Source organism: Parabacteroides sp. AM58-2XD (genome assembly GCF_003463685.1).
In the GTDB taxonomy this organism is placed as follows: domain Bacteria; phylum Bacteroidota; class Bacteroidia; order Bacteroidales; family Tannerellaceae; genus Parabacteroides; species Parabacteroides segnis.
On sequence record NZ_QSDP01000043.1, the window covers coordinates 1 to 13,020 of the forward strand.

The 13,020-nt window shown below is 41.7% G+C and carries 8 protein-coding genes; 6 read left to right on the forward strand and 2 right to left on the reverse strand.

The window, feature by feature from the left end:
• Positions 1 to 141: 141 nt before the first annotated feature.
• The 3 genes from DXA15_RS11860 (at position 142) to DXA15_RS11870 (ending at position 7,212) form a co-directional block, all read left to right on the forward strand.
• A complete protein-coding gene (locus DXA15_RS11860) occupies positions 142 to 3,522 on the forward strand; it encodes a TonB-dependent receptor (protein ID WP_128134153.1) in 3,381 nt (1,126 codons plus the stop codon).
• Positions 3,523 to 3,535: 13 nt separating this feature from the next.
• The gene (locus tag DXA15_RS11865) at positions 3,536 to 5,470 is read left to right on the forward strand and encodes a RagB/SusD family nutrient uptake outer membrane protein (protein WP_128134154.1); all 1,935 of its coding nucleotides are present in this window, start codon (positions 3,536 to 3,538) and stop codon (positions 5,468 to 5,470) included.
• Positions 5,471 to 5,652: 182 nt separating this feature from the next.
• Positions 5,653 to 7,212 (forward strand): sulfatase-like hydrolase/transferase, encoded by a 1,560-nt coding sequence (locus DXA15_RS11870; protein ID WP_128134155.1) that lies wholly within the window; start codon positions 5,653 to 5,655, stop codon positions 7,210 to 7,212.
• Positions 7,213 to 7,666: 454 nt separating this feature from the next.
• Here DXA15_RS11870 and DXA15_RS11875 read toward each other — a convergent pair whose 3' ends face one another.
• Positions 7,667 to 8,674, reverse strand: a complete 1,008-nt coding sequence (locus tag DXA15_RS11875) for an aspartate-semialdehyde dehydrogenase (RefSeq protein WP_128134156.1) — start codon at positions 8,672 to 8,674, stop codon at positions 7,667 to 7,669.
• Between the two features lie 128 nt (positions 8,675 to 8,802).
• Here DXA15_RS11875 and DXA15_RS11880 point away from each other — a divergent pair, with 128 nt between their 5' ends.
• Genes DXA15_RS11880 through DXA15_RS11890 form a run of 3 tightly spaced genes read left to right on the forward strand, consistent with a single transcriptional unit; the run spans position 8,803 to position 11,791 of the window.
• The gene (locus tag DXA15_RS11880; RefSeq protein WP_128134157.1) at positions 8,803 to 11,160 is read left to right on the forward strand and encodes a lamin tail domain-containing protein; all 2,358 of its coding nucleotides are present in this window, start codon (positions 8,803 to 8,805) and stop codon (positions 11,158 to 11,160) included.
• A 37-nt stretch (positions 11,161 to 11,197) separates the two neighbouring features.
• Positions 11,198 to 11,449 (forward strand): hypothetical protein, encoded by a 252-nt coding sequence (locus DXA15_RS11885; protein ID WP_128134158.1) that lies wholly within the window; start codon positions 11,198 to 11,200, stop codon positions 11,447 to 11,449.
• A gap of 3 nt (positions 11,450 to 11,452) precedes the next feature.
• Positions 11,453 to 11,791: a hypothetical protein gene (locus DXA15_RS11890; protein WP_128134159.1), complete on the forward strand. Its 339-nt coding sequence runs from the start codon at positions 11,453 to 11,455 to the stop codon at positions 11,789 to 11,791.
• Positions 11,792 to 11,854: 63 nt separating this feature from the next.
• Here DXA15_RS11890 and DXA15_RS11895 read toward each other — a convergent pair whose 3' ends face one another.
• Positions 11,855 to 12,985: a clostripain-related cysteine peptidase gene (locus tag DXA15_RS11895; protein ID WP_128134160.1), complete on the reverse strand. Its 1,131-nt coding sequence runs from the start codon at positions 12,983 to 12,985 to the stop codon at positions 11,855 to 11,857.
• Between the last annotated feature and the right edge of the window lie 35 nt (positions 12,986 to 13,020).

The following is a 13,020-nucleotide window of genomic DNA, read 5'->3' on the forward strand; positions in this document are numbered from 1 at the left end:
GGCAGGGATTGTAATGGCTTCACGGATTATCGCCACTTCAACCAAAACCCTTGTAACTCAATTCTATCACTATATCTTTCCGCATTTCACTTTTTTGTAGTAACTTTGCGAAAGATATTTACCTATTTATTCCTTTTCTTCATGACCACAATTCTATCGGCACAAAATGTAAATATAAACAAGCGAAACGTCACATTGGCCGATGTTTTTGAAGAAGTGGAAAACCAAACAAAATTATCTATTGCTTACAGTGAATCTACCATTGACAAGAACCGCCTGGTATCGGTAAATATAGCCGGTAAACCGGTAAAAGAAGCAATGGTCGAGATATTGGAAGGGACAGGCGCTGTATTTACTATCGAAGGAAACCTGATTTTAATCAAACCGGCACCAGTAAAGACTCAGCAAGATAGCAGGAAAACGATAACAGGTATTGTAACGGATGAATCCGGATTGCCTATTATCGGTGCAAACGTAGTCGAAAAGGGGACAAGGAACGGTATCATAACGGATATCGACGGAAAATTCTCGCTGACACTAGTACAAAGCGATGCGGTAGAAGTATCCTATATCGGTTATATGACACAGAATGTATCGGTTAAAAACAAGACGAATATTTCTGTCGTACTGAAAGAGGATACACAAACCCTGGATGAGGTTGTTGTCGTAGGTTACGGTACACAGAAGAAGGTGAATTTAACGGGTGCTGTTTCCTCTGTTTCGGCTGAAGTCATGGAGAGCCGTCCTGTGACAAATATTGCTCAGGCGTTGCAAGGGGTTGTTCCTAACCTGAATGTCGATATCTCAAACGGTGCGCCTAATACGTTTGCATCTTATAATGTCCGTGGTGCAACATCTATGTCGAAAAACAGTGACGGTGCATGGCAGGTTGATAATGGCAGTCCTCTTATTCTTGTAGATGGTATCGAGATGGAAAATTTCAATCTTAGTGCTTTGAATCCTAATGATATGGAGAGTATTTCCGTTATTAAAGATGCTTCAGCGTCAGCTATCTATGGTGCGCGTGCTGCTTATGGAGTCATATTGGTAACAACTAAACAAGGGAAAAAGGGGAAAGGCAGGGTACAGTATTCGTACGATGTGCAGTGGAACCATCCTTCGGCGCGTCCAGACTTCATGAACTCGTATGAGTCTGAATATGCCAGAGTGATGAACCGGGTATATACAGGTGGTACCAGAACTACGGATGATGATATCCGTTTGGAAGCATTGCAGAATTATATTGATAATCCTGTCCCCGAAAATGCCTGGATGTATGCGCCGGGAAGTAATCAGCAATCGATCTGGTGGGTAGGTAACTTTGACCCGTTTGAATTGATGGTAAGAGATTGGAGTCCTACACAGAAACATAACGTAAGCATTTCGGGCGGTACTGAAGCTTTGCGTTATTACGCTTCATTGGGTTTTCAGGACCAGGATGGTTTCTATAAACTTCGTAATGATAATATGCGTCGTTATAATGGTATGGTTAATTTGGATGCCCAGATTAATGATAAGTTTAAAGTGAATATCAAATTATCATATAACGCGACTCGTTATGACGAACCGTTACCTTATTCTTATAAAGGCAATCCGTGGTCGGTCATCTTGTATCAGGGAAAATGGAATCAGAACATGCCTCTGCTGACAGGGCCGAATGACCCTGTACCCAATGCTCCGACGAACAGCATTGTGTCGGCTTATGCTTATAGTAACAGGAATAAAAAAACAGACAGGGCGGTTGGTGTATTTACTGCAAGTCCGGAATACCAGGTGTTGCCCCAGTTGAAATTGAAAGCAGACTTTTCTTATCGTCCTTCTTCTTATGATGTAAAGGATGTGGAACCTGAATTCCGCTATATCCAGGATAGCTGGGAGTCGATGGATATTGCCGTTAATACGGAAACCGGGCGTATCAGTAAGATAAAAGAAGATGTACAACTTTTTACGACTAATGTATATGCGGATTATAACCAGACATTCGGAAAACATACGTTGGGTGGATTGGTCGGCTTTAACCAGGAGGTCTGGAAGAAAGAACAGTTGTCGGCAGGAAATACAGGTATTATGAGTATCGGTGCGCCTACGCTTGGCAATACGTATGGTGTAAATCCCTCTAAAGGGGAGGTTGATGAACATTGGGCTGTACGGGGTGTATTTATGCGAATTAATTATAATTATTCCGACCGTTATCTTTTTGAAATGAACGGACGATATGATGGATCTTCCAAATTCCCGCATGACTCACGTTTCAAGTTCTTCCCTTCTTTCTCTGCTGCATGGCGTCTTTCGGAAGAGAGCTTCATGGCCGATACGCGTAGTTGGTTGGATAATTTGAAGATAAGGGCCTCTTACGGTTCTATCGGTAACCAGAATGTAGCCAACTACGGTTTCTATTCCCGTATGGGATCCAGTCAGTCTAGTGCGATGATCAACGGGCAGCGTCCTTATCAGGTGAACCCTCCCGGATTGATCAGTCCGGATTTTACCTGGGAAACAGCTACGACAATCAATGGCGGTTTGGATGTATCTTTGCTTAGTAACAGGCTTAACTATTCTTTTGATATCTACAGACGTGAAACAAAAGATATCATTATGGATGGTTCGACATATCCTTCAGTGTTGGGTACCAGTGCACCGATGGTGAATTCCGGCAAGTTGAGAACGCATGGATGGGAAATGAGTCTCGGATGGAAAGACCGTCTTTCAAACGGCTTTTTCTACGACTTGAATTTTGTATTGTCTGATTATCAAACTGAAGTTGCTCTATTCAATGGTAACGACAATTGCAGCCTGGGTTCTTTGTATACCGGTAAGAAAGTAGGGGAAATATGGGGATATGTAACCGACCGGATTTTGCAGGAAGGTGATATCGCAAACAACCTGATTATTCAATATACGGATGAAAACGGGAATAACCTGCACCGCCCGAACGAATCGAACAGCGCTTATTATCCGGGCGATATCATGTATAAAGATATCAATGGAGACGGAAAAGTAGACAGAGGCCTGAATACATTGGACGATCATGGGGATTTGAAGGTTTTGGGTAATAATACTCCGCGCTTGAAATTCGGTTTGACAGGCAATTTTGCTTGGAAAGGTTTCGACTTAAATCTTTTCTTCCAAGGTGTTGGTAAGAGAGACGTTTGGATTAGTGACAAGACATACTGGGGCGATGAAGACGGTCCGGGTAGCAAAAAGGTGTATGAAAATTCATGGACTCCGGAACAGACGGATGCCAAATATCCTCTTTACGGTGCCCGTCGTTCACAGAACTGGTATACGCAATCTGCTTATATGTTCAATGGCGCTTATCTCCGTTTGAAACAGGCAATCTTGGGTTATACGGTTCCGGCCGAGATTACCAACAAGATCAAAATGAGTAAACTCAGAGTGTATGTATCCGGTTTTAACCTGTTTGAAATTACAGAACTTCCCGATGTCTATGATCCGGATCTGCTTTCGACTTCTTATCCTCAGATGAGAAGTATCGCATTAGGTGTACAAGTTGGATTTTAAATGATATGATAATATGAGAAAATATAGTTCAAATATAAAAGTGCTGGCTTTATCAGCGTTGTCATTTTGCCTTTTTGCATGTAATGACGATTTTATGGACCGTCCTCCTAAAGACGATATAGTAAGTGAAAATTTCTGGAATACGGAGACCGACCTGGAGCTTTACCTGAATGGAATGTACCGTATTTATGCCCGCGGACATAATCAGGATCCGTATGTGGCACCACTGAATTTCAGAGGTAGTCATATTGCTTACGGTGATGCTTTTTCGGATAATGCTGTCCGCAGCGGACAAAATGTGAATGTTCGTTTGACTAATGCTTATACCGTACCGTTGAATGACAGTTACAACGGATGGAGTTGGGGAGATCTGCGCCGTGTGAATTACTTCTTGACAAACTATGATAGGGCACCTATCACTGAAGATAAGAAAAAAGCTTATGCTGCTGAAGCTTATTTCTTCAAAGCATGGGATTATTTCAAAAAGGTACAGATTTTTAGCGATGTACCTTGGCTTAGCCGCGATCTGAACATCGACTCGGAAGAATTGTATGCTCCGCGCGACTCGAGGGAATTGGTGATGGATTCAGTTTTGTTTTGTATAAACCGTGCCATTGAATGGTTTCCGGAAGTTACAACTCCCAATTCGGTAGGTCGTATAAACAAGGACATGGCGCAATTCCTAAAAGCGAGAATCTGTTTGAACGAAGGAACTTTCCGGAAATATCATACAGAATTGAATTTGCAGAATACGGCTGCCATGTGGTTGGAAGAAGCTGCGAAAGCTGCCGATTATCTGATCAAGTCGGGCAGATACAAATTGTTTGATAACGGAAACAAGGATTCTTATTGGGCGCTATTCGCTCAATTCGATGCGGAAATCAGATCTAATCCGGAAGCCATATTAGGTGTGGAGTACAGTTTTGACAATAAGATAGGTAATGATTTGCTCCGTTATTATGACCAGAATAATCACATGGGTATTTGTGCTCAAAAGAGTTTAGTCGATGAATATTTGTGTGAAGACGGACGTCCGATTTATTTAAGCGGTTCGAAAGGCAATTATGATGCGAATCCTTTGTTTGAAGGATATGGAAAATGGAGTGAACTGAACAATCGTGATCCCCGTATGTCGCAGACAATCTGTAAACCGGGGGAATATATCACCATTTGGAACAGAAATACGGGGGTGTATGGTATCAAAGAAAACGGAATAACTTATCCTGATTTGAAATACCTTGGTCGTGAGCAATCCGGTTACCGGTTCATCAAACATTGGAAACCGGACCTGGTAAACTACCAAAGAGCCAGTGGATCTACACAATCTGCCATTGAATTCAGATATGCGGAAGCTTTATTGATGTATGCAGAAGCAAAATGTGAGTTGGGAACAATTTCTCAGAATGATATTGATATTACTATCAATGTGCTACGCCAGAGGGCCGGTTTCGACTTTGATAAATATCCTACTGCAAGATTGGATATGGGAAATATCCCGGCCGACCCTCGTTTGGATGCCGTTTACAGGGAGAAGTTGGATTATACCGTTTCCCCGTTGTTGCGTGAAATACGTCGTGAAAGACGCATCGAAATGGCTCAGGAAGATCTTCGTTACTGGGATTTGATGCGTTGGAAAGCAGCCGGTTTATTGACTGTCCCGATGAGGGGTGTGAAATTTACCGAAGAAGTGCAAGAGCTTTATAGCGGTGATTATAACAATGGCGTGGTAGACCCGGAAACGGGTATTCGTGAAACTGCGGTGACTGCTATTGTCGATAAGGATGTATTTCTGGATGAAGAAGGTTTCATTATCCTTCATCCGAAAAGTACGAATATCCAGAGTGGTACATTGCCATGGTCCGATTATCGTTATTACTGGCCTATTCCGAAAGGTGAATTGCTGTTGAATACGAATCTGCTTCAGACCAAAGGGTGGGAAGACAAATAGAAGGTTATTGGTATTATATAAAAAAGGTTGCCTCAATAAAAGGGGCAACTTTTTTTGTTTAGAGAAAAGGCGAACCTTATCTCTTTTGAGGGTATATTTATTTAGAAATGTAGATTTTTTAGTGTTTGTAAAATAGTATATTTGTATCCTGTACAGTGAATTTTGTTTAATAGTAAAATAGTATGAATAAAACTCTCTCATCTTCATTTGCAGCGGTTTTGTCTGTGGCAGGCGTTTCTTCCATACCCGGTTATGTACAGGCGCAGCAACCGGTTAAACCCAATGTTATCTATATCTATGCCGACGATATGGGGAAAGGCATGTTGTCTGCCTATGGTCAACGGCATTTCACGACACCTCATATTGATGCGATGGTTACCCGGGGGACTTCTTTCGATAATGCATACGGTTGTATGTTGTCAGCTCCGGCAAGAGCCTCTCTGCTGACCGGCTATCACGATTGTCATCCGGATAAATGGATGATATCGAAGGGAGGACAGTTTATTCCTCCGACTGATAATCTCTCATTGATTCCGGCTTTTGAGAAAGAGATAGACGATGGGGATATTCTTTTAGAGGAAGGCGACTATTATCTTCCGCAGGTATTTAAGAAAGCCGGTTATGTAACCGCCGAGATCGGAAAGCTGGAATGGGGTTTTACGGCTACCCGCAAACAGATGAAGGAACATGGATGGGATTATTATTATGGTTATCTCGACCATGTACGTTGCCATGGTTTCTATCCGCCGTTTCTGTTTGACAACGGTGAGATTGTAACGATTGACGGGAATACTCTTCCGAACTGTGGAAAGAGTACGGAAAATGAAACAGATGAGACTTTGTGGGAGCGATGGGATAGAAATGGTAAATCTGTTTATTCGCAGGACCTTTTTCTGGATAAGATGCTGTCTTTTATCCGCGAGAATAAGGATAAACCCTTTTTCCTGTTCCATCCGACCCAGTTGCCGCATGGTCCGGTAGCTATTCCGGCCGTTCATCCGGAGTTGGCGGCCAACCCTGAGTTAACACCGATAGAAAAAGAATACGCTTCTATGATTAAGTTGCTGGATGATCATGTGGGGATAATTATGAATGAGCTTCGTAATCTCGGACTGGATAAAAATACGATCATAGTCTTTGCCGCCGATAACGGGCATGAGATCTATTATTCGCAAAAAGGAAGATGTGAAAAACCTTATAAGAATCTGCAAACCGACCAATTGTTTGATGACTATACAGATAAATATTACAGCGACCTGGCAGGCGATATCTTTAACGGGAATGCCGGTATGGCCGGACTGAAACGGAGTAATCTGGATGGCGGCGTACATATTCCGCTGGTCTTTTACGGTGAAGGATTGATACCGGCTGGCGTGAAAAGCAAGGAATTGGTTTCCAATTACGATTTTCTGGCAACGATGGCTGATCTGTTAAACGTTTCGCTTCCGGTAAAGAAAGACGGTATCTCTTTCCTGCCTACTTTGCTGAATGGGAAGCAAACAGATCCGAAACGGTATGTCGTATATGGCTCCAATCTCGGACCGGGCATTGTTATGAACGATGGCTGGAAACTCCGTTATTACAGGAAACAAGGTGTTTATGAGTTGTACAACTTGTCCGACGATCCGCAGGAGCGCAAGAACGTGATTGATAAATATCCGGAGAAAGCGGAAGAACTGAAAGCTATTATGCTGAAGGAATGTGACGGAAGCCTGGAAAATGGGGTAAACAGATACGGATAACTACTCAGGGAACACAGATTAATGCATATCACATCTGTGTTCCTTTCATATCACAGATGGATTCCGTTTGTATCACGGTTGAGTTTCTTTTGTATCACAGATGTGATATGAATAAACTTTGGCATTTTGCTGACTCTACATTTGGCTTCGTCGGTTCGTTCAGGAGGCTAATCCATTCCTTCCGGGCGTCTGTCAGCACTACCTGTTTTCCAACAGACTGTCCTGTTCAAGTAGCCATTTCCAAATCGGAACAACAGCGATCTCTTTTCCGTCTTCCACAATCATTTCTTCTTCATCGTGAGTAATGATGAGTAGTTTATCTGTTTATCGATCATAAAAGATAAAAGAGGTATAGAGGCGATGTTTACAGAAATATGTTTGTACCCTATCAAACGAAAAGGGACGATCTCCAACAGACCGTCCCTTTCTATATAGAAAGATTGTAAGATTATTATTATATATTCTTCACCTTGATCAGGTATTCGGCAATCTGAACAGCGTTCAGGGCAGCGCCTTTCTTGATCTGGTCGCTTACAGTCCAGAATGTCAGACCGTTCGGGTTGCTGATATCCTTGCGGATACGGCCAACGTAAACCGGTTCTTTATCTGCAACGAACAGCGGCATCGGATAGTCCTTGTTTGCCGGATCGTCCTGTAGGATGATTCCTTCGCCTTCAGCAAAAGCCTTGCGTGCTTCTTCTACGCTGATAGGACGTTCTGTTTCAATCCAGGTTGCTTCGCTATGGGCACGCATAACCGGAACACGGACACAAGTGGCACTTACTTCGATATCGGAGTGCATGATCTTGCGTGTTTCGTTATACATCTTCATTTCTTCTTTCGTATAACCGTTTTCAGTGAACACATCAACATGAGGAATCACGTTGTAGGCCAGCTGATAAGCGAATTTTTCTACAGTAGGTTCTTCGCCCTTCAACAGTTGTTCGTACTGCTTGATCAGTTCAGCCATAGCTGTTGCACCTGCACCGCTGGCTGCCTGATAAGTTGATACATGTACACGCTTAATGTGCGATACCTTTTCGATTGCCTTCAATGCAACGACCATCTGGATGGTAGTACAGTTCGGATTGGCAATGATACCGCGAGGACGATTCAGTGCATCTTCCGGGTTCACTTCAGGAACTACCAAAGGTACATCGTTATCCATACGGAATGCGCTGGAGTTATCGATCATCACAGTACCATGTTTTGTAATGGTTTCTGCAAATTCGATAGATGTACCGCCACCGGCCGAAACAAAAGCAACATCGATTCCCTTAAAGTCGTCGTTATGCTTAAGCTCCTTAACGGTGTACTGTTTACCACGGAAGGTATAAACACGTCCGGCACTGCGAGATGAGCCAAAAAGCACCAGCTCATCCATTGGGAAGTTTCTTTCGTCGAGCACGCGCAGGAACTCTTGTCCTACAGCACCACTCACGCCAACAATTGCTACTTTCATTTTGAGCACTAATTAAATTGTAATATAAAAAAATGTTATAACTTTACCGCATCCAAAATCGGACACAATAATAGTTGTAAGCTATTAGCGTGCAAAGATAGATAATTTTATAACAAAACTATATAACTATGAAACAATTTATTCTTTTTATCCTTGTATTGCTTCCTGTTTGTGCATTCGCACAGTTTACAGAAACATTTGATGGACCTGAAGTAAACTCTGCTAATCCCTGGAAAGGGGATTTGGATAAGTTTGTAATAAGTAATGGGCAATTAGTGTTTGATGGCTCTGGATTAGCAGATACATGCTCTCTTTATCTGCCGATCAATTATGCTCCTACAATGGAGTGGGAAATGGATGTCTCTTTTGCATTTAAACCTTCTAATGTCAATAAAGCCTGTATTTATTTATATAGAACAGGTAAGCCGAGTGATCTTATTTTTTATATCCAAGTTGGAAGTAATAAAGATAATGTTTCTTTGTATATATATCCTCCAAAAGGTAAGCCGAAAGCTTTAATCACTGGTAAACGTCAACTGGATGGGAGAGTCGTACATATTAAGCTTGTATTAGAAGATCATAAATCTTGGACTCTTTATACCCGTTTGGGAAATGAAAAAGGTTATCAAATGGAAGGAATTCCTGTTGTTCAGGAAATACAAGATGTTTTAGATGCGGGTAATTTGAATGTATCATGCATCTGTAAATCCACATCAGATAAGTATAAAGATCGATTTTACTATATTGATAATATTGTAGTCCGGCATAAACTTTCAGAAACTCCGCAAACTCCAGACGAAGAACCGGATGACCCCGATGTGCCATCTGTAAATATAGATTTTCCAGATGTAGAAGTTGTAAGTTTATCAGAGTTACAATTTACCTTTGAATCTCCTGTTGATATATCTAATGCTAATTCATTTATATCAGGGATAGGACAAGCCGATTACCTAAAATATGGTGATACAAAGGCAATCGTGAATGCTGGTTTTCCTAACGATATGATTCTTGGAGAATCTTATATTATTTCATTTACTGGACTTACGGATTTGTCTGGTAAACCATTGAGCTTAACATCTGAAGAGTTTAAATTGGAAGATGAGGATGAGGAACCTGAAGTTTCCTCTGGTATAATTTTTATTAATGAAATTATGGCTAAACCTGGCGACGGTCCCTTCTTCGAATATGTAGAGCTATATAATCCGACAGATCGTATATTTTCATTAAATGAATTAGAACTTTGGAATGGGAATAAACGTAAGATATTACCTGATGTTGTATTACCACCTCATGAATATGCCTTGTTATATAATAGTAATATAGATTACAGCGGTGATGGTGTCGTTATACCAATCGAAAAATTTTATGCTTTAAATGATGCCGGGCAACATTTAGCCCTGAAGACTCCATCCGGTGTTATCATTGATGAAGTAACCTATGAAAAAGCTACCCCTGCCAAATCCTGGGAGCGTTCTTCTTCCGGTTGGCATCTCTCTTCCGATCCGCGTGGCGGAACTCCCGGCTCTGTTAACTCGTCCGGTAAAGGTGAGGAAACCCCTAATGAACCGGATAAACCTGTTACACCTGACGACCCCGATGAGCCGGATACCCCGGACGATCCGTCTCTTCCAGATATTACCGTCGAACCGGGAGAATTTGTTTTTAACGAACTTCTTCCTAATCCTTTTGCCGGTGGCAGCGAATATATCGAATTGTACAACCGTTCCGATCGTGCCTTGCCGGTATCCGGCTTATCGGTCGCGGTCAGGAAAGCCGATGGAACATTGAATACCCGCTACCCGTTATCCTCTGTTACTGCAACAATCGAGTCGGATGGTTATGTGTTGTTGACGAAGAATCTGGAGGGCGTTACCGATTTTTACACAATCCAGTCTTCTTCTTCACTGTTTGAAGTCCCTAAACTTCCTATATTGGCGAATACTTCCTCTACGCTTGTCCTGTTCCGGAGCAAAGACGGAACAGTGATCGATGAAGTTTCCTATACCTCCAAATGGCATGCTTCTTCAATTAAAGATCAGAAAGGTGTCTCCCTGGAACGGATCGATCCCGATGCGGAAACGCAATCGCCTTCGAACTGGACTTCTGCATCTGCTACAGTGGGTTATGGTACTCCCGGTTATCCTAATTCACAATCGGATGTTTCCCTGCCCGATGATCCGGATACTCCGGATGAACCGACCGGCATCAAGACACCGCAGTGGGATGAAAGTGCCGGCCATTATACTATATCCTATTATCTGGACCAACCGGGATATAACTGCCGTGCTTTTGTCTTCAATATCGCCGGTCAGCGTGTAGCACAAATAGCTAATCACGAATTGCTGGGGTTGACGGGAAAATTGACCTGGGACGGTTATGCCCTGTCCGGGAAGCAACTACAGACTGGTGTTTATATCTTCTATGCTGAATTGTATCATACCAGCGGCACAGTAAAAAGATATAAACAGGTATTCCTTGTTCGGTAAAAGAATGTGGATAAGTAGTTTATTAATAAATCGCTTTATGTTTGTTGAAGATGTTTGGATGCTTTACCTTTGTAATATCTCCAATGGGCATAGAACATTAATCAAAATAATTGTAATGCCTATGAAAGAAGAAGAATTTAAACATAGAAAAGGATTCCTGGAAAGCCTTTTTATGAACTATTCAGGACAGATGAATGATCATTCTGATCAGGAAAAAGATTTAATAATGAAGAATATAGATGTTATTCTTGATTGGTATAATGCTTTAGTTAAAGAGATGGAGGAGTAATTTATGGATAATAAAGAATATTTAGAATCGCATCCGGAATATAGAAGTTTATTTCCAACGCAGGAAATGTATGAGGATTTCGTACGTTTTATGGATCTTGATGAAGACGGACGGCGTGTTTATTTTGAAGAACACAAGGCAAGATTGGATGTTATGTCTCCGGAAGAACGTAAACAAGATTGGGATAATTTGGTGAAAGGTACTGAGTTGTTGATCGAATTTGCCAAAGAGGAAATACCTAAACTAGCTTATGAAAAGAAGATGATCGAAGCTTCGAAAAAGCAGAATAAGGTAACCTGGGAAGATATACGCAAAAAGCTGAATAATATTGCGAGCCTATAATAGGGTGAAAGTAGCTATGAGGAGACTTTAACAATAATCCCTTCACAGCTACTTTTATTTTAGTTAATAAACCGTCTTATACCAGGCAAGCTGCTTGTACCAGTCTGACAACTTCGTCAGAGAGGGTTGGGGCACGAAGACCGACAGGCCGGAGAAACGCTCGATTTTTCTTGCTCCATATAATGCCGCATAGTATGAATAAGGTGTTGTATATTTGCTGATGACCGCTTTTTCCATACAAGCGGAAAAACGCTGATACTGTTCGTCGTTTGCTAGATACTTGATAAAATCATCGAAATCATAAAGCATATGTGGCTGCCTGGCAGTTAGATATTCAAGTATCTGCATATTCGACAAAGGGAGAGCATAAATATCCTCTTCTGTTTTGTCTTTTAATATGTCATTGACAATTTGTGCCAATTCGTTCAATTCGCTTGTCTTTATCAGAGATACTGTACCGTATGAAGCATTGCCGTTATTGCTGTAGTATTCATAAAAACTTTTGGTAACTGCTTCCAGATCGGCTTTGTCTTTAAACAAGGCAGGCAGGAAATCTTCATAAGGAAATCCGCGGGCAAGGACTTCGGTTGGCGATCCCAGGAGATAATCCGTTTTGTCTTTCAACTCATAAGTACATTCAATGCCGCTCATATAACAGGCGTCGAATAACATAAAGTCGAAATGAAAACCTTCCAGCGCCTCGTTCATTTCAGTTATTTCCATATATTGGCTGTCTTCTTCTCCGAAAGAACGTAAAGAACTGAAATTGCCCGGAAGCCATGATGTGCCGTGGCTGGATAATACCAGACCAAAACTTTCTGCTGGAAACAATTCTGTTGTTTCCTTGATCACCTTGTGCATGGTTTCCGGCAGGATAGCACTTTGGTTTTCGTAAAAACGGACGGTGTCTGTTACTATATTCCCTTTCTTGTCTTCTTTTATCTGGAACAAATAAGATCTGCTTTTGCTTTCCGAATAGTATACAACCAGATTTCCTCCGTTGAGTGCTTTATTGGAGGCTACTGTCATCATTTGTCTGATATTGGCACGTATATCACTACCAAGATTGGTACTGGCAATCATATAAGCAAGTACGGTTCGTTTGGCCGGTCCTTTTATTTCGATGTCTTCTTTACTGCAACTCCCCAGTAATAGCGCGAATAAAACGCTATATATAATATATTTGATTCTCATGCCTTATTATTTAAATTACAAAGTTACGTATAATT

Excerpts from the sequence above, each read along its gene's own strand:
- DXA15_RS11860 (WP_128134153.1), top strand. The coding sequence starts at position 142 with ATGACCACAATTCTATCGGCACAAAATGTAAATATAAACAAGCGAAAC.
- DXA15_RS11865 (WP_128134154.1), top strand. The coding sequence starts at position 3,536 with ATGAGAAAATATAGTTCAAATATAAAAGTGCTGGCTTTATCAGCGTTG.
- DXA15_RS11870 (WP_128134155.1), top strand. The coding sequence starts at position 5,653 with ATGAATAAAACTCTCTCATCTTCATTTGCAGCGGTTTTGTCTGTGGCA.
- DXA15_RS11875 (WP_128134156.1), bottom strand. The coding sequence starts at position 8,674 with ATGAAAGTAGCAATTGTTGGCGTGAGTGGTGCTGTAGGACAAGAGTTC.
- DXA15_RS11880 (WP_128134157.1), top strand. The coding sequence starts at position 8,803 with ATGAAACAATTTATTCTTTTTATCCTTGTATTGCTTCCTGTTTGTGCA.
- DXA15_RS11885 (WP_128134158.1), top strand. The coding sequence starts at position 11,198 with ATGTTTGTTGAAGATGTTTGGATGCTTTACCTTTGTAATATCTCCAAT.
- DXA15_RS11890 (WP_128134159.1), top strand. The coding sequence starts at position 11,453 with ATGGATAATAAAGAATATTTAGAATCGCATCCGGAATATAGAAGTTTA.
- DXA15_RS11895 (WP_128134160.1), bottom strand. The coding sequence starts at position 12,985 with ATGAGAATCAAATATATTATATATAGCGTTTTATTCGCGCTATTACTG.